The 16695-nt window shown below is 72.3% G+C and carries 19 protein-coding genes; 8 read left to right on the forward strand and 11 right to left on the reverse strand.

Translation table 11 applies throughout. The annotated features are described in order from the left end of the window. Window positions 1–42 precede the first annotated feature (42 nt). Window positions 43–1260, reverse strand: a complete 1218-nt coding sequence (locus ACSHXC_RS34265; protein WP_438295235.1) for a cytochrome P450 — start codon at window positions 1258–1260, stop codon at window positions 43–45. Between the two features lie 133 nt (window positions 1261–1393). Further along, window positions 1394–2512: a hypothetical protein gene (locus ACSHXC_RS34270; protein WP_438296997.1), complete on the reverse strand. Its 1119-nt coding sequence runs from the start codon at window positions 2510–2512 to the stop codon at window positions 1394–1396. Window positions 2513–2731: 219 nt separating this feature from the next. Here ACSHXC_RS34270 and ACSHXC_RS34275 point away from each other — a divergent pair, with 219 nt between their 5' ends. The 3 genes from ACSHXC_RS34275 to ACSHXC_RS34285 are packed head-to-tail and all read left to right on the forward strand — an operon-like array spanning window position 2732 to window position 4843. Beyond that, window positions 2732–3196, forward strand: coding sequence for a MarR family winged helix-turn-helix transcriptional regulator (locus tag ACSHXC_RS34275; RefSeq protein WP_438295236.1), 465 nt, complete (start codon window positions 2732–2734; stop codon window positions 3194–3196). Further along, complete coding sequence (locus ACSHXC_RS34280) at window positions 3193–4020, forward strand: ATP-binding cassette domain-containing protein (protein ID WP_438295237.1); 828 nt, start codon at window positions 3193–3195, stop codon at window positions 4018–4020. Before ACSHXC_RS34275 ends, ACSHXC_RS34280 begins: the two co-directional genes overlap by 4 nt. Continuing rightward, the gene (locus ACSHXC_RS34285; protein ID WP_438295238.1) at window positions 3980–4843 is read left to right on the forward strand and encodes an ABC transporter permease; all 864 of its coding nucleotides are present in this window, start codon (window positions 3980–3982) and stop codon (window positions 4841–4843) included. The genes ACSHXC_RS34280 and ACSHXC_RS34285 overlap by 41 nt, the downstream gene beginning before the upstream one ends. 79 nt (window positions 4844–4922) lie before the next feature. Here the strand turns inward: ACSHXC_RS34285 and melC2 are convergent, their stop codons facing one another. The 4 genes from melC2 to ACSHXC_RS34305 form a co-directional block, all read right to left on the reverse strand. Then, a complete protein-coding gene (melC2, locus tag ACSHXC_RS34290) occupies window positions 4923–5750 on the reverse strand; it encodes a tyrosinase MelC2 (protein WP_438295239.1) in 828 nt (275 codons plus the stop codon). A gap of 78 nt (window positions 5751–5828) precedes the next feature. After that, on the reverse strand, window positions 5829–6215 hold the full coding sequence (gene melC1 / locus ACSHXC_RS34295; RefSeq protein ID WP_438295240.1) for an apotyrosinase chaperone MelC1: 387 nt from the start codon (window positions 6213–6215) through the stop codon (window positions 5829–5831). Window positions 6216–6574: 359 nt separating this feature from the next. Then, window positions 6575–7666 (reverse strand): phosphatidylinositol-specific phospholipase C domain-containing protein, encoded by a 1092-nt coding sequence (locus ACSHXC_RS34300; RefSeq protein WP_438295241.1) that lies wholly within the window; start codon window positions 7664–7666, stop codon window positions 6575–6577. A 155-nt stretch (window positions 7667–7821) separates the two neighbouring features. Next, complete coding sequence (locus ACSHXC_RS34305) at window positions 7822–8268, reverse strand: subtilase-type protease inhibitor (RefSeq protein WP_438295242.1); 447 nt, start codon at window positions 8266–8268, stop codon at window positions 7822–7824. A 326-nt stretch (window positions 8269–8594) separates the two neighbouring features. Between ACSHXC_RS34305 and ACSHXC_RS34310 the strand changes: the two genes are divergently transcribed. Next, entirely contained in the window at window positions 8595–9509 is a 915-nt protein-coding gene (locus ACSHXC_RS34310) for a LysR family transcriptional regulator (RefSeq protein WP_438295243.1), read from the forward strand. An 18-nt stretch (window positions 9510–9527) separates the two neighbouring features. On the opposite strand, the gene ACSHXC_RS34315 is transcribed toward ACSHXC_RS34310, so the two are convergent. Genes ACSHXC_RS34315 through ACSHXC_RS34330 form a run of 4 tightly spaced genes read right to left on the reverse strand, consistent with a single transcriptional unit; the run spans window position 9528 to window position 12202 of the window. Then, window positions 9528–10682: a D-alanyl-D-alanine carboxypeptidase family protein gene (locus ACSHXC_RS34315; RefSeq protein WP_438295244.1), complete on the reverse strand. Its 1155-nt coding sequence runs from the start codon at window positions 10680–10682 to the stop codon at window positions 9528–9530. 27 nt (window positions 10683–10709) lie between these two features. Then, window positions 10710–11441, reverse strand: coding sequence for a hypothetical protein (locus tag ACSHXC_RS34320; protein WP_438295245.1), 732 nt, complete (start codon window positions 11439–11441; stop codon window positions 10710–10712). Further along, entirely contained in the window at window positions 11442–12017 is a 576-nt protein-coding gene (locus ACSHXC_RS34325; RefSeq protein ID WP_438295246.1) for an RNA polymerase sigma factor, read from the reverse strand. After that, window positions 12014–12202 carry a hypothetical protein gene (locus ACSHXC_RS34330; protein WP_438295247.1) on the reverse strand — a complete coding sequence of 63 codons (189 nt, stop codon included), beginning with the start codon at window positions 12200–12202 and terminating at the stop codon, window positions 12014–12016. Before ACSHXC_RS34330 ends, ACSHXC_RS34325 begins: the two co-directional genes overlap by 4 nt. 293 nt (window positions 12203–12495) lie before the next feature. On the opposite strand from ACSHXC_RS34330, the gene ACSHXC_RS34335 reads away from it, so the two are divergent. The 4 genes from ACSHXC_RS34335 (at window position 12496) to ACSHXC_RS34350 (ending at window position 15677) form a co-directional block, all read left to right on the forward strand. Continuing rightward, window positions 12496–13725, forward strand: a complete 1230-nt coding sequence (locus tag ACSHXC_RS34335) for a carbohydrate-binding protein (RefSeq protein WP_438295248.1) — start codon at window positions 12496–12498, stop codon at window positions 13723–13725. A 209-nt stretch (window positions 13726–13934) separates the two neighbouring features. Continuing rightward, window positions 13935–14456, forward strand: coding sequence for an LPXTG cell wall anchor domain-containing protein (locus tag ACSHXC_RS34340; RefSeq protein ID WP_438295249.1), 522 nt, complete (start codon window positions 13935–13937; stop codon window positions 14454–14456). 73 nt (window positions 14457–14529) lie between these two features. Further along, window positions 14530–15177: an RNA polymerase sigma factor gene (locus ACSHXC_RS34345; protein ID WP_438295250.1), complete on the forward strand. Its 648-nt coding sequence runs from the start codon at window positions 14530–14532 to the stop codon at window positions 15175–15177. Then, on the forward strand, window positions 15174–15677 hold the full coding sequence (locus ACSHXC_RS34350; RefSeq protein WP_438295251.1) for a hypothetical protein: 504 nt from the start codon (window positions 15174–15176) through the stop codon (window positions 15675–15677). The genes ACSHXC_RS34345 and ACSHXC_RS34350 overlap by 4 nt, the downstream gene beginning before the upstream one ends. Before the next feature lie 10 nt (window positions 15678–15687). Here the strand turns inward: ACSHXC_RS34350 and lepB are convergent, their stop codons facing one another. Next, entirely contained in the window at window positions 15688–16560 is an 873-nt protein-coding gene (lepB, locus tag ACSHXC_RS34355) for a signal peptidase I (RefSeq protein WP_438296999.1), read from the reverse strand. Window positions 16561–16695: the final 135 nt, after the last annotated feature.

Genomic DNA, 16695 nt, shown 5'->3' on the forward strand with positions numbered 1-16695 from the left:
GCGGTCCCGCCCAGCGTCTCACGCGGCCCCGCCTTCGCGCGCTCACCAGGTGACGGGCAGCCGGCGAAGCCCGCACACCCGGCTGCCCGTCGTCCAGGTCAGCTCCTCGGCCGGGACGGCGAGCGCGAGCCCCGGCAGGCGTCGTACGACCGCTTCGAGGGCGGTCTGGACCTCGACGCGGGCGAGATGCGCGCCGAGGCAGAAGTGCGGGCCGTGGCCGAAGGAGAGGTGCCTGTTGTCGGCGCGGCGGATGTCAAGCCGGCCGGGCTCGGCGAACCGTACGGGGTCCTGATTGGCGGCCACCATCGGGGCGAGCACCGCCCGGCCCCGGGCCACCGCGGCGCCCGAGGGCAGCGTCACATCCGCCGTCGCCACCCGCAGCAGCGCGCCGTGTCCGGGAATCTGCAGGCGCAGGATCTCCTCCACCGCGTCCGGCAGCAGTCCCGGATCGGCCCGCAGCGCGGCGAACTCGGCCGGGTTCCGCAGCAGGGTGAGGACGCCGCGCGCGATGACATGGGCGGTGGTCTCGTGGCCCGCGACGATCAGCCCCCGCACCATCCGCCCGAGCTCCGCCTCGCTGAGCCGGTCACCCTCGTCGCGCGCCTCGATCAGCGCGTCGATGAGGTCACCGCCCGGCGCACCGCGATGCTCGGCCACCAGGCCTTCGACGTAGGCCCCGAACTCGGCGGCGGCCCGTCTGCGTTCCCCGGCCCCGCCCGGCGTCAGCGAAAGGAGTGTGTCCGACCAGGCCCGGAAGAGCCCGCTGTCCTTCGCGGGCACCCCGAGCAGCCGGCAGATCACCTCGACGGGCAGCGCGAACGCGTACGAGGCAAGGAGGTCGGCCGGCGGCCCCGCCGCCACGATGCCGTCCAGGAGTTCCTCGGCGACGGCCTGTACGGCCGGGCGCCGGGCCTCGGCGCGGCGCGGTGTGAAGGCGCCCTGCACGATGCGCCGCAGCCGCGCGTGCTCGGGGCCGTCCATGCTGGTCAGCGCGTGCGGATCGTCGCCCAACGCCTCGCCGGGCAGCATCCGGGGCGCGCCCGGATACCGGAGGTTGCGCGAGAAGGACGCGCCCGCGAGCACCTCGCGGACGTCGTCGTACGCCGTGGCGAGCAGCACCTCGTCGCCGCTGGGCAGCGTGACCGGGGCGAGCGGACATTCCGCGCGCCGCCGCCGGTACTCCTCGGGGCAGCCGCCCAGCGGACCGGGCGGGAAGGGGAACGATCCGCTGTCGTGCGGGGGTTTCGGCGCCTCGGCCATGACGGCGGCTCCTCTCGGCCTGCCGCCGATTCCTGTCGGACGGCTCCGTCGAGCATCGCATCTGACGTACCGTCACGTCAGCGGCCGGGCGCCAGAGAAGTTGCCCGAGCCAACGATTCAGGCCAGGCGGTCCTCAGGCGGGCACGGAGGCGGACCGGCGCCTTCGACGGCGGTCCCGGGTTCTGTCGCGCTGCGGCCACAGCAGTACGTACGCCGTGGAGACGACCACGAACGCGAGCCGGATCAGCCCCCGCGCGGCATCGTCCGGCACCACGAACACGCTCCCGTACAGCGTCAGAAGCGCGAGCCAGCTCCACCACGGGACCAGCCGGCGCTGCCCGATGACGTCCCAGAGCAGGGTCCCGAGCAGGACCGACGCCGTGTAGTACGTGTAGACGCTCGGGTCCAGGACGATGCGCGCGTTCGCGCCGAGCAGCACCACCGCGGCCCACCGCCCCCGCCACACCGCGATCGCGCCAAGGAGCAGGCCGAGGGCCGCCTGGGCGGGGCGGTCCCAGCCGGGCGTCTCGGCGTCGGCGACCCCGAGCCAGCGCAGCGCGGACGCGGGCTGGTTGGGTATCGCGAAACCGGCGGCCGACATCGAGTGCGGGTTGTTGAGGAAGAACGGCGCCCAGGCGACGGCGACCACCGCCGCGCACCACAGCCCCGCGCGCAGCCACTGGTGGCGCGGCAGCGCGAAGAGCAGCGCGGCGAACGTCACCGCGGTGGGCTTGGAGTCCATCGCGAGGGCGAGCCACACGCCGGTGCCCACCGCGCTGTTGCGGGTCACCGAGCGGACGGCGAGCGCGGTGAAGAACAGCGCGAGTACGTCGTCGAGGTGGCCGAAGCGCACCGACACCTCGATCCACATCGGGATGAAGGCGAGACCGGCGATCAGCACGCGCTGCCGCAGCCGCTGGTGGTTGGTGCCGGTCCCCAGGAAGTACCAGGCGGCGCTGCGCCCGGCGATCACCACGATCACCAGGCCGAGCACCGACATCAGGAGCGCGGCCAGGAACTGGCCGGTCCGCTCGGGGAACGGGTTGAAGAGCCCCGCCGTCAGGAAGCTGACCGGGCCCATCTGGAGTTCGGGGTGGTGGGCGTAGAGGTTGAGGCCGCCGGTTCCGTCACCGGAAGGGCCCTGGAAGATGAGCTGGCCGCCCGCCCGCAGATAGTGCCAGGAGAAGCCGCCGTTGGGCTCCACCACGGCGAACCACAGCGCGGTCCATGCGGAGAGCAGGATCAGATGCATCCTCTGACTGATGGCCGGCACGTGCGTTTCAGCTCCTGTTTCCCTGCCCGTTACGAATGGCGTTCCGTGGAGCACGGGAGGCCCCGGGGAAAGATGTCATGCGGCCCGAGTGCGTTCTCACAGCGGGTCCATATGTGCTCGTCGCCACATCCTGCCGGGCCCCCACGGTGTGGTGTACGGGCCTGGCCATTACCTCTCACTGAGAGATAAAATGGGGACATGGCTGTCGAAGAGGCCGAGCCGTTCGACGACTCCTTCGCCGATGTGCTCGCCGGAGTCCAGCGGCTCGTCCGACGGCGACTGCGCCGCGGCCTGACCGTGCCCCGGCTGCGCGGCGCCCACATCGAGCTGCTCAGGCTCGTCGCGTCCCAGCCGGGTATCGGTGTTTCGGCCGCCGCCAAGGAGCTGTACCTCGCGGGCAACTCGGTCTCCACGCTGGTCAATCAGCTGGTGAAGGACGGGTACATGCGGCGCGAGACCGACCCGGGGGACCGCCGCTCGGCCCGGCTGTACGCGACGCCCGCCGCGGTCGAGCGGCTGCGCGACTGGCAGCGGCGCCGCGCCGCGCTCGTACGGGACCAGGTGGCGCGCCTGGACGCGGCCGACCGGGCCGCGCTCGCCGCGGCCCTGCCCGCCCTGCGCCGGCTCGCCGAGAACCTGCACGAGGAACCGGAGGGGTCATGAGCGACGACGACGCGGTGATGTGCGCGGGGCTTGAGTACGCGTTCGGCGAGACCAGGGCGGTCGACGGGCTCGACCTGTCCGTCACCACGGGCGAGGTCTTCGGCCTGCTCGGCCCGAACGGCGCGGGCAAGACCACCGCGATCCGCTGCATCACCACCCTCCTTCCGGTGCCGGCGGGCCGCATACGGGTCTTCGGGCACGACGCGGCCAAGGAGCGGATGGAGGTGCGCCGGCTGCTCGGCTACGTACCGCAGCAGCTGTCCGCCGACGCGGGCCTGACCGGGCGCGAGAACGTGGCCCTGTTCGCCCGGGTCTTCGACGTCCCGCGCAAGGAACGCGCCCGCCGCGTCGCGCAGGCCCTGTACGCGGTCGACCTCACCGAGGCCGCCGACCGCATGGCCCGCACCTACTCGGGCGGCATGATCCGCCGCCTCGAACTCGCCCAGGCGCTGGTCAGCGCGCCCCGTCTGCTCATGCTGGACGAGCCGACGATCGGCCTCGACCCGATCGCCCGCACCAGCGTGTGGGAGCACATCGACGCGGTGCGCCGGGCCACCGGCATGACCGTGCTCGTGACCACCCACCACATGGACGAGGCCGACCAGTACTGCGACCGCCTCGCCCTGATGCACCGCGGCAGAATACGCGCCCTGGGCACGCCCCAGGGGCTGAAGTCCGAGCTGCGCGAGCGCCGCGGGCCCGACGGTCCGCCGCCCACCCTGGAGGACGTCTTCCGCGATGTCGCCGGCCGTGGGCTCGACAGCGAGGGAGGTGACTTCCGCGATGTCCGCAGCACCCGCCGCACCGCAGCCCGCCTCGGCTGAGCCCCTCGACACCGCGGGCGCCCTCGATCTGCTCCTCGTCCCGCCGCGGCCCCGCACCGGCTGGCGCGTACTGCCCGCCCGGGTCGGCGCCCTGTGCGCGGTCGAACTGCAAAAGCTCCGGCACGACCGCGCCGAGCTCTACACCCGGGCCGTGCAGCCCGCGCTGTGGCTGCTCATCTTCGGCGAGACCTTCACCCGCATCAAGGCGATCCCGACCGGCGGCATCCCGTACATCGACTATCTGGCGCCCGGCATCATCGCCCAGTCCGCCATGTTCATCGCCATCTTCTACGGGATCATGATCATCTGGGAGCGGGACTCGGGCATCCTCACCAAGCTCCTCGTCACCCCGACCCCGCGCTCCGCGCTGATCACCGGCAAGGCCTTCGCGGCCGGGGTGAAGGCGCTCATCCAGGCGGTCGTGGTGATCGTGATCGCGGCCCTGCTCGGGGTGGCCCTCACGTGGAACCCGCTGAAGCTGATCGGCGTCGGTGTCGCCGTCGTCCTCGGTTCCGCGTTCTTCTCCTGCCTGTCGATGTCGATCGCCGGGATCGTGCTGACCCGCGACCGCCTGATGGGCATCGGCCAGGCCATCACGATGCCGCTGTTCTTCGGCTCCAGCGCCCTGTACCCGGTGTCGGTCATGCCGGGCTGGCTCCAGGCCGTCAGCAGGGCGAACCCGCTGAGCTACCAGGTCGACGCCCTGCGCGGACTGCTGCTCGGCACCCCGACCCATCTCGGCCTCGACTACGGGGTGCTGCTGCTCGCGGCCGCCCTCGGCATCCTGGCCGCCTCCTCGCTGCTCGGCAGGCTGGCCCGCTGAGCCCGACCTCGCCGATGATCTAGGCGTGGGGCCGCCGGCCGGTCTGACGCGAGCGACCGGCGGCCCGCCGGGGGCGGGGTCAGGCCGCCGTGTCGTACGTGTAATAGCGGGTGTGGTCGAGGAGATCCGCCGGGGTCACGTCGTTCCACGGGCGCATCGTGTCGTGCAGGTCCACCACGTTCCGCGTGCCCGCCGTCGGCAGATAGGGCGAGCCCGGGTGCATGGCCTGCCACTGCGACCAGAGCTTGTCCACGAACGCGTGGTGCATCCAGAACACCGGGTCGTTGGGCGAGGCCCCCGTCCCCATCTGCCCGCCGACCCACACGTGGACGCGGTTGTGCAGATTGACCCCGCGCCAGCCTTCGAGGTGGTTGCGGAAGCCGTCGGACGCGCTGTTCCACGGCGCCATGTCGTACGTCGCCATGGCAAGGACGCTGTCGACCTCGGCCCGGGTCGGCAGCTGGGCGACGTTCGCCCCGAGCGCCCGGCGCAGGTAAGTGCGGCCGTCCACCCGGACGTTGAGGGGCCAGCCGCCCGCGCTCTGCGCGAACGGCCCGTCCATCACCTGGCCGTCCCGGCTGCGCCCGGTGCCGCCGAGGAAGTCGGGAGCCCACAGCGAGGAACTCGGGGTGCGGTCAACCGTCCAGTCCCAGTACGGCACGGTGACCGAAGCGTCGACCGACTGCAGGGCCTGCTCGAACTCGATGAGGAATCTGCGGTGCCAGGGCAGGAACGACGGCGAACGGTGGCCGACCCGGTCACCCGTGTCGGTGTCGCTCATGATGAAGGCATTGTGCGTGGTGACGAAGGCGTCGTACTTCCCGTTGCGCTTCAGCTGAAGCAGCGCGTCGACGAGGCGGCGCTTCTCGGCGGCGGTGAGATGCGCCTGATTCTTGCGAACGGCCATGGCTGTGCTCCTGGTTGGGCTGGGGTGCGGGAGGGGCGTGTGGACCGGGCAGGCCCTGCGGGCCGTGCCGCAGTCGGCTCAGGTGAGCGGGACGAGGGCGGCGCCCTGGAGCTCCACCACGGCGGCGCGGGCGACCGCGCGGGGTGTGGGAGACGGCTGGTAGTGGTTCACGACGCTGATCCACGTCCCGTCGGCGTTCTGCATCACATGCAGTTCCTGGCCGTCTATCCGCACGGCGTACCCGCCGCCGTGGTGCATGTGCCCGGCGCCGGGCACGCCCTGTATCCGGCGCCCCTGGAACACCTCGTCGAAGGCCTCGGGCGTGCCGTGCCCCTCATGGCCGGTCTGCGCCGAGCTCGTGGAGGCGTGTGCGGTGCCGGCCAGGGCGAGCCCGGCGAGAGTGCCGGCGGTGACGCCGATGGCCTGGCGGCGGGTGGGTCGGGACGGCCGGGACGGTCGAGACATAGGAATCCCCATGGATGCGCGGTGGGTTGGCGAGTGGTTCAGTGCCATCCCTACCGGCCAGGGCCGCGGATCAAGAAGTCCGGCCGAATTGGTTGGCCGCTATACGGACATGTCCCGATTCGAAGTGCAGTGTTCAACAAGGAGGTTCTTGCTGAACACCGGTCACCAGGCCGCCGGACGTGAAGATTCTTTCTGGAATATGCCGAGTATGTGAAAATCTTGTTGCTTTGATGTCCTGGATGTGGCTGCCCTCACGCGCGGAAGGTGACCGAAAAAGCCCGCCCGTGTCCGGTCGCCTGAACCGGCCACGGGCGGTCACCGCCGGTGGTGGGCTGCCGCCCCCGCCCGTGCGGGTTCCGTCAGCCCACCCCGCGGGGCAGGGCCAGCGACTGGACCTGGGGAAGAGAGGTCCAGTCGTTGGAGGCGACGCTGGCGTGGGCGGCGGCGAGCCGGGCCACCCGTGCCTGTGCGTCCGCCGGTGACGGGTTCTTGTCGTCGAGGGCCGGGGCGACGTTCTGGGCGTCGGTCATGACGACGAAGTAGTGGTGTGCGTCGTACCAGTTGGTGTCGATCGAGCCGTTCGTATACGTCGCCGCATCGCCGTCGAAGACGACGAACCACGGGCGGATCGAGGCCTCGGCATAGCGTGAACGGGGGTCGCCCGCCTGGGCGTTGTGGACCGCCGGGAAGATCTGGGCCTGTCCCGTGCGCCCTGCCGCGGCCAGGTCGCGCAGATGGCGGGCGTACTCGACGTCCGTCCACAGGCTGTCGGTGGGGTTGCCCTCCTCGACCGTGCCCGGGATCACTTCGAGCATCACTTTGCCCGCGAGCGCCTGGCGGGTCGGCCAGTTGCCCGCGCCCGCGGCCTCGTCGAGCGTGGCGTACTGGCCGCCGCCCGGCTTGGCGAGCAGGTCCGCCGGACGGAACACCGCCGAGCCGAGGTGAGCGCTGATCGTCTGGTCGAGCTTGGCGGGGCTCATGCCGTACGTGGCCTGGAAGCCCGCCTTCATCTCCAGCTTGATGACCAGCGGCGGGTGCCCGGGGTGGGCCGCCAGCCAGACCCGTACGTCGTCCAGGCAGCTCTCCAGGTTCTTGTTGGCGCCGCCGGTGTAGAGCTGGGCGGGGGTGCTCGCGTTCACGCAGTTGTTGCTGTTGCCCAGCGGGTTGGAGTGGCTGACCTTCCACTCCTTGGTGATGAAGTCGTCCCACACATCGAGCTCGATCATCGACGTGCCGGTGTCGAGAGCCTGTGCCAAGTAGGGGAAGGCGGCCGGGTCGTAGGTGTTGTGCAGGCCGGAGACGGTGGCCCCGGACAGCGGCAGGGTCTCGGGCCCCGCCGCTGAAGCGCTGCCGCCGGCACTCGCAGAGGCGAGGGCGAGGCAGGCGGCGAGCGCGACGGGCAGGGCTGTCCGCAGCCGGGGCGTGAATCGTCTGGGCCGGGCTTCCGACACGGGTCCTCCTAGTGGGGGTGACTCTCCGTCAGGACAGTGCCATCGTCGAGTGAAGCGACGAAGACATGTCAAGTAACGCGAGTTGGATTCCTCCTGTCACCCCTTGCGGCGGCTCCGGCCGCCCAGAGGTCGGACCCCGCCTCGGGGGCGGCCGCCTAGAAGTTGAACACGGCCTCCGAACCGGCCGCCTTCATGCAGGAGTTGCCGTAGGTCTGTACGTGGCTGACGCGCTTGCCGTTCCAGATGCCGTCCGCGCGTACGGTGACCGGGTTCCACAGCTTGGTACAGATGCGTGGGGCGCCGCTCGCGGAGAGGGCGGTGAAGTCGCCCTGTGCGCGCCTGAGTTCGGCACAGGCGGCGGCCGGCGCGGGGTGCGTGCCCGACGGCGTCGGGGCGCAGCTGAGGGTGACCGCACGCTGGACGGAGACGCCCTCGTCGCCAGTCCCGGGCTCGACGCTGATCACGAGCGCGGACGGCGGGTACAGGCTCATCGGCTTCATGGCGTCGGCCGGGGCCGCTGCCGCGCTGCCGAGTCCGGTACCGACAAGTCCGTTGGCCAGCAAGGCGACGGCTACGGCACTGACTGCTGCGATCTTCCGCATTTCGAACACTCCTGGGGGTTGGTTTCCGAAGAACGAACAGGAGTCTCTCCCGCGACGGAGAGCTCCGCGCAACACACCGGAAACATTCGGTCACGCGAAGTAACCCGCCGGGGTCGCATCGACGCAGGACATCGCACAGGTGTGCAGGTCGCCGAGCTCGCCAACGTCGGCCAAAAGAAAGGCGTGTTGGCGGATCCCTGGTCGATTTCAAGGCAACTGGAGGATCGATTCTGGGAATCTTAGGCTGGATTGTGAGGTGGTCAGCATGTCGCTCTGTGCTGGGCGGGTGGGGGAGGGGCGGCAGGACACCCCCTAGGATCCGGGGCATGGAGCTTCGACAGCTGCGGTACTTCGTCGCGGTGGTGGAGGAGGCCAACTTCACCCGGGCTGCCGCCCGTCTGCATGTGGCGCAACCCGGAATCAGCGCGCAGATCCGGCAGTTGGAGCGGGAACTCGGCCAGCCCCTGCTCGACCGCGCCGGGCGCTCGGTCACCACCACCGAGGCGGGCGAGGCGGTCCTGCCGTACGCGCGGGCCGCGCTCGCCGCCGTCGACGCGGTGCGGCACACCGTGGACGAGTTCACTGGCCTGCTGCGCGGTCACGTCACCATCGGTGTCGTCTCCGGCGCCGCCATCGAGGAGTTCGACGTGGCGGCCCTTCTGGCCGACTTCCACGACGCCCACCCCGACGTCGAGATCACGCTCACCGAGGACACCTCCGAGCGGATGCTCGCCGCGCTGCTCGCGGGGCGGCTCGACATCGCCCTGGTCGGGATCGCGCAGGACGCGCTCCCGCCCGGCGTCGCACTCGACGTGGTCGTCGACGAGCCCCTGGTGGCCGCCGTGGCCCCCGGCGACCCGCTCCTCGCACCCGGCCGCAGGGAGGTCCGCCTCCCCGAGCTGGCGGGCCGCCCCCTCATCAGCCTGCCGCGCGGCACCGGCCTTCGCGCGGTCCTCGACCAGGCCTGCGCCGAGGCCGGAATCCGGCCCCGCATCGCCTTCGAGGCCGCCTCCCCGCAGCTCCTGGCCCGGCTCGCCGTACGCGGCCTCGGGGTCGCCGTCCTCCCTGCCCCGCCGCCCGGCGCGGAGTTCGCCGCGGGCCTGCGGACCCTGCGCATCGTCGAGCCGGAGCCGCGCGGCCGCATCGTGCTGACCTGGCGCACCCAGGGCCCGGCGGGACCCGCGGGCCGGGCCCTGCTGGCCCGGCTGCGTACCGCTCTCGCCGGGCCCGGCCCGTCCTGAGGGAAGCCCGGTGAGCGCTCACTTCGCCGGACGCTCTCTGCGACGCCTGACCGTGCGGCGGCGCATCAACAGGAGAAATGTTCCGGCGATGGCGAGGCTCCCGGCCACGGAGCCCGTCACCGGCCAGACCGACTCGTCGTCGTCCGCCCCGCTGTGCGGCTTCGCCGCCGCCACGTGAGTGATCTGCGCCTGACGCCGGACCGACTTGGTGGGCCGTGCAGGTTCCAGCGTGCCCACCGCGTCGACGCTGTCCCAGGCCTTGAAGCCCCAGTCGAGCAGGGTGCGGGCCTCCTCGTAGACCGCGAACCCGCCGCCTGCCTGCGGATTCATGACGGTCACCAGCAAGGTGCGCTCGCCCTGCTTGGCGGCGGCGATCAGGGTGTTGCCCGCATGGGACGTGTAGCCGTTCTTGACCCCGATGATCCCCGGGTACCGGTCGATCCCGTCGGCGCCCGAGAGCAGCCGGTTGGTGTTCACGATGCCGTACGAGCCGCCCGCGCCGGGGAACTGCGCCGACGCGGTCGAGCAGTACTCGGCGAAGTCCGGCCGCGCCAGGCCCGCCCGGGCGAACACCGCCAGGTCGAACGCCGAGGAGACCTGGCCCGGGCTGTCGTAGCCGTCGGGCGAGACGACCTCGGTGTCCAGGGCACCGAGCCGCCGGGCCTGCGCCTGCATCTGGACCGCGGTCTCCTCCCAGCCGCCGTTCAGCGCGGCCAGCACGTGCACGGCGTCGTTGCCCGAGCTGAGGAATACCCCGCGCCACAGGTCGGACACCTGGTAGGTGTGGCCGGGCTCGACACCCACCAGGCTGCTGCCCGGGCCGATGCCCGCGAGGTCCTGGTCGGAGACCGTGTGCCGGTCCTCGGCGCGCAGATGGGGGAGCGCGGTGACCGCGAACAGCGTCTTGAGGGTGCTGGCCGGCGGCAGTTTGCGATGGGCGTCCCGGGCGGCGAGGACCTTCCCCGTGCGGGCGTCCGCGACCACGTACGACAGGGCGGACACGTCACTCGGAAAGGCGGGTGCGTCCCGCCGCGGACGTACGTGCTCGCCCGTGGGCGGGCCCGGCTGGGGCGTGGAGGCGGAGCTGGCGGGTGTCGGAGCGAGGCAGCACAGACCGATGGCGGCAGTGGCGGTGAGCGCAGCCATGGAGCGGAATCCGGATCTGATGACCATTCGGCCACCGTAGGAACACAACGGACATCACGCAGGTCGGCTTGTGCCGTCCGGCCTACACGGCAGGCATCCGGCGGCGGCGAGCCCGGGGTCCGGCCGCACGACCGTGCCGAAGTCGCGGTCGCTGGACGCGGTGAGCCTGCGGACCAGGTCGGCGAGGGCCGACAGCTCCCCGGGCGACAGCGGGCCGACGGCCTCCCGGACGCTGTCGGCGGAGGCCGGGCCGCTGCGGGGCTGCGGCAGCAGGGGTTCGTGCTCGATGGGGTGGAGCCCGTGGGACGGGCCCGGCGAGGCGCTGTCCGTCAGGGCCTCGGTCTGCTCCCGCCAGTGCCGGGCGTCGTGCGGCTCGCTGTACTGCAGATGGTGCAGATACAGGCAGTGCGCCGCGGTGGGGGAGCCGGCGCCGGCCGCGAACTGCCACCAGAACCGGGCGGCTTCCGCCCGGTCGGTGAGGTGCAGCAGACAGGCGAAGGCGAGCGCGCCGTACGGCTCGATCGTCGTGCCGTCGTCCACGAGCAGGCCCATCGCCGCCACGGCCGCCCTGTCGCGCAGCACCTGCGCGGACAGGGTGCGCAGCCGCTGCTCGGCCCGCACGTGCCGGGCCACCGCGGTGGGGAGCCAGGCGCCGGGGCCCCGGGCCGCACCGCGCAGGACCCGCCCCGCGATGCGCTCCAGGGCGGCCCGCGCGTCGAAGTCGTCGTACTCCTCGCACGGCACGGCGGCACCGAGCAGGACGCGGTCGATGTGGTCCGTGCTCATCTACGCCTCCTCGCCGTCGGTGAACCAGGCGAGCCGCAGATCGCGCGCGAGGCGTCTGCGGGCGCCGCGCAGATGGGAGCGGACCGTCGGGTACGAGATGCCCATCACCTCGGCGACCTCGCGCTGCGGGTAGCCGAGCACGTAGTGCAGCACGACCGCGTCGTAGTGGCGCTCGGGCAGCCGGGCGATCGCCGCGTACAGGCCGAGGCCGGACTCCAGCGTCTCCATCTCCGAGCGCAGCGCGTCGCGCGCGGCGGCGAACGAGGCGGTCTGCACCAGCGCCCGGTCGCGGGCGAGCACACGCAGCCGATCGGTGACCGCATCCTGGAGCGCCGCCCACGCGTACGCCTGCACGCCGGGCCGGCGCAGCACGTGCGGCCACTGGACGGCGAGCCGGACGAAGACGTCCTCGACGGCCTGCTCGGCGAGCGCCCGGCTGCCCAACTGCAGGTGTGCGTACCGCAGATAGGCGCGGTGATGGGTCGAGTAGAAGGCGACGAAGCCCGCCGGCAGGGCGGCGGCCAGGTCCTCGCGCACGGCCTGTCGGCTCCACGGGTCGGGGGACTGACGGATCATCGGCGTCCTTGCCGGGGCTGCTCCGCGGGGCGCGCGGCGCGGCGGCTGCGCAGCTCGGCGAGTTCGGCGGCGCCTCCCCGCACGCCCGCGCCGAGGATGCGCCGGGACAGGGTGCGCAGGTCCGCCGCGAAGACGCGCAGGGCGGTCGCTCCCGCGAGTACCTGAAGGGTCAATTCGATGTGCACCGGCCCGGGTTCCTTCCGGTCGGGGGCGGCACCGGAACGCAGGGGTCCGGTGCCGGAGAGCACCTTCGCTCCCATCTACAGCAAAGCGATTCGATGCCCCGAATGTGCACGGCGGCCGCAGGATTCTCAGCAATCCGATGCATATGCCGCACCGTGCGCCCCTTGTGGCCACATCTGTTCACCGAGGCCTGATTCCTTTGTTCAAGGAACAGCAATGGTCTAGTCCAAGTCGTTGACGTGTTCCGGCCACCGCCCAATTCTGGGAGCCCCTCCCACCCCCAGGAGACCCCGACATGAAGCCACTTCGTGCTCTCCTCTGCGGCGCCGCCAGCGCCGCACTGGCAGCGGCCGGGCTCACCGCCTTCGTCACCGGTCATGCCTCGGGCGCGACCGCGGACGCGGCCGGGCTCGGCGGCCGCTGGTACGCGGCCGCGCCCTATCTGATGCCGCTGGACAACAACCCGCCCGACACCTCCGCCATCATGGACGCCACCGGCCTCAAGGCCTTCCAGCTCGCGTTCGTCCTCGCCCCCAACGGGGGTGGCTGCAGCTCGACTTGGGGCGGCACGGCGCCCGTCTCCTCCGACACCGCGGTCGCCGGAGTCATCTCCTCGATCCGCGCCAAGGGCGGCGACGTCTCGGCCTCCGTCGGCGGCTACGGCGGCACCAAGCTCGGCCAGAGCTGCTCGGACGCGGCCTCCACCGCGGCCGCGTACCAGCAGGTCATCACCAAGTACCAGCTCAAGGCGATCGACTTCGACCTCGAAGAGCCGGAGTACGAGAACACCACCGCCATCTCGCACGAGATCGGCGCCGCCAAGATCCTCCAGCAGAACAACCCCGGCCTGTACGTGTCGGTGACCACCGCCGGAACCGCGGACGGCACCGGCTGGTTCGGCAAGCAGATGCTGAACGAGGCCAAGACGCAGGGCTTTGTGCCCGACAACTTCTCGATCATGCCGTTCGACGGCGGGTTCAGCGGCGCCGCCGCCCAGACGAGCGCGCTGACCAACTTCAACTCCGTCCTCCAGTCGACGTTCGGCTGGGACGCGGCGACCGCCTACGCCCACGAGGGCTTCTCCGGGATGAACGGCCGCAGCGACTCGGGCGAGTACTTCTCGCAGACCGACTTCCAGACGGTGCTCGACTACGCCACCGGCCACGGCATGGCCCGCTTCACCTTCTGGTCCCTCAACCGGGACCGGCAGTGCAGCCCGCCCGACAACAACGGCACGACGTCGGGCACGTGCAGCAGCGTTCCGCAGGCGTCCTGGGACTTCGCCAAGTACTCGGTGAAGTTCGCCGGAGCCACCCCGCCCAACTCGCCCCCGCCGTCCTCCGCGCCGCCCTCCTCGCCGGGCGGCACCTGCGCCGTGGCGGCCTGGAGCTCGGGCGCGGTCTACACGCAGGGCAACGAGGTCTCCCACAACGGCCACAAGTGGAAGGCCAAGTGGTGGACCCAGAACGAGGAGCCCGGGACCACGGGGGAGTGGGGGGTCTGGCAGGACGAGGGCACCTGCTGAACCTCCCGCGGCCCGAGTTTCCCCGACATGACGGCTCCGGCCGGCGCGCTGCACCACGCCGGCCGGAGCCGTTCCCGTGCCCGGGGCCGAGAGGCATCACCCGCCCCGGAAGTTTTTCGGGACGAGCGGCAACCCCCGTGGCCGCCGCACGTCGTCAGGGGTGAAGGCGCAATCAGCGCGCCGCCTTGCCGACCGTGGAGATGCACAACGTGACCGTCCCCCAGCACCGTCCCGACCGCCCCGCCTCCCGCAGCCCCCGCCGTCTCGCCGGCGCCGCCGCGGCGACCGGCCTGCTCCTCGCCCTCGCCGCCCCCGCGCTCGCCGCCCCCGCGCTCGCCGCCCCCGCGCTCGCCGGCCCGGCGTACGCGGACGGGCCGGGCACCCAGCCGAAGCGCCCCGCCCCGGCCGAGATGGCCGAACCGGACGCCGCCCCCGCCTCGCCGGTCAAGCGCGCGGGCGAGGGCAAGCAGCCGGCCCAGCCGTCGGCCGCACGACCCGAGGCCGCACCCCCGACCGCCAAACCGAAGAGCCCGGCGACGCCCGGCGTGGAGGCGCCCGGCACGGAGGCCGAGCCCGCCGCACCGGCCGCCGCCCCCGCTCCCTCGGACCGGAAGGAGCTGGCCCATACTGGTTCGTCCACGGCCAACGCCGTGATGGGCGCCGGAGCCGGCGCGCTGATCCTCGCGGGCGCCGGCACCGTCTACGCCGTACGGCGGCGGCAACAGCACTGAGACCCAGGCTCTGAGGCACCCCACGGCCCCGCCCACGACCAGGGCGGGGCCACGCCCGCGTACCGAGGAACTGATGGAGCACATCGCCGCACTGCATCCGGCCCCCTTCGCCCCGAGCCGACTCGCGCCCTGGTGGCGCGGACTGCTGCGCCGGGGCCGCACCGCACCCGACGACAGACGGGCGGAAGCGTTCGGCCGGAGCCGGCTCGGCGACGCCCGCCGTCCCGGGGCGGCGCCGCCGACCGTCAGCGAGCTCTACCACGCGCACCGCCTCAAGATGGTGCATCTCGCCGTCATGCTGGTGGACGACCGGGCGAGTGCCGAGGACGTCGTGCAGGACGCGTTCACCGCGCTGTACCGGCGCCACGGCGAGCGCATCGACGAGGTCGACAACGCGCTCGCCTATCTGCGCACCGCCGTCGTCAACGCCTCGCGCTCCGTGCTGCGCCGACGCCGCACGGCCCGCGGCTACACCCCGCCCCACATACCCGACGCACCCTCCGCGGAGGAACGCGTCGTCCTCGACGAGGAACACCGTGAAGTGCTCGCCGCACTGGGGCAGTTGACGGTACGCCGCCGCGAGGTGCTCGTCCTGCGGTACTGGAGCGACCTCACGGAGGCGGAGATCGCGACCACCCTCGGCATCAGCCGGGGCGCGGTGAAGTCCATCGCGAGCCGGGCCCTCGACTCGCTGGAGAAGATCCTGGAGGCACGGGCATGAGCGGCCACTGGAGCGGGCCCGAAACCCCCGAGCGTCCGGTCGAGAGGCGGCTGCGCGGGGCGCTCGCCGCCCGCGCGGACGGCATCACCCTCGCGGATCTGCGGCCCGCCGACCCACCGGGACCGCATCTGCACCGCACCCCGCTGGCCCGGCTGCGGCTGCGCCGGTTCGCCCTGCCGCTGGCCGGGCTCGCCACGGCCGCCGCCGTGGTGGTCGGCTACGTCACGCTGACCTCCGGCCACGACGAACAGCGCCCGCTGCCAGCCGACTCGCCGGGTCCGGTCCAGCCTCCGCCGACGCCTGCCCCGTCCAAGACGCCCGGCCCTGTGCCGTCGCCGCCGCCCACCCGCTCCCCGTCCGTCGACCGCTCGAAGTCGCGGAGCGAGGCGCCGCCCGCCCCGAACCCGTCGAAGCCCGCGGCGGGCCCGGTGACAGGGGCGCCGTCACGCGGCACCGCACCCCGAGGGCCCGAGCCGCCGGCCGCGACCCCGGCCCGCTGAAGCCGGCCGGTCAGCCGCGGCGACCGCCGGTCCGCCGCCGACGTACCAGCACCGCGGGCACCGCACCCATGAGGGAGAGGGCACCCGGTGCGAGGGCGGCCGCCGTGTTGATGCCGGACTGGTCGAAGGTGTCGGGGACGGGCAGGGTCGCCCAGCGGGAGACCGGCCAGGCGACCACGAAGGCGCGGCCCACGGCATCGTCGACCGGGACGAACCCGTGGGTCTTGTCGCTCTGGTGGTAGCGGGAGTCCGCGGAGTGCTGCCGGTTGTCGCCCATCACCCACATCTTCCCCTTGGGCACGGTCACCTTGAACTGGCCGCCCTCGGTGTCGACCGAGCACGGCGTGCCGCTGGGATTGACGTACGGCTCGACGAGCGCCTTGCCGTTGACCTTCAAGGGACCGGTGCCCTTGCACTCCACGGTGTCGCCGCCGACCCCGATGACCCGCTTGATCAGGTCGTGTTCGTTGGCCGAGGGCATGACCCCGACGAACGACAGGACCCTCTGGACGACGTTCGGCTCCGAAGTCGGCTCTCCGGCAAGCCAGTTGGCGGGATCCTGGAAGACGACGACCTCGCCGCGCGCGGGCTCCGCGCCGAACCAGGGCGTCAGCTTGTCGACGAGGACGCGGTCGCCGACCTGCAGCGTGTTCTCCATGGACTCGGACGGGATGGAGAACGCCTGCACCAGAAACGTCTTGATGAGGAGCGCGAGCACCAGCGCGACAACGATGAGGATCGGCAGCTCCTTCCAGAAGGAGCGGTGTTTCCCCGCTTTCGCGCGGCGCGGTCCGTCCGGCTCCTCGCCCTCGGTCTGTGGGCTCCCGTCCGCGCCGATCGCTGAATTCCCCACGCCCGCTCCTCCGTTCGTACCGAGGCCCATGCGCCGGGCGGCGTGGGTCCACGACCTGACCAACGAACGGTAGTTCCGGGCGGCTGGGATCACCGTGGTCTGCGGCGGGTGTTCGGCCGCATTCCTGCATCCGAAGGACCCCGGGTACGCGAGAGCCCCCGCCGG

Origin of the sequence: Streptomyces sp. HUAS TT7 (assembly GCF_051550175.1) — a bacterium.
Lineage (GTDB): Bacteria > Actinomycetota > Actinomycetes > Streptomycetales > Streptomycetaceae > Streptomyces.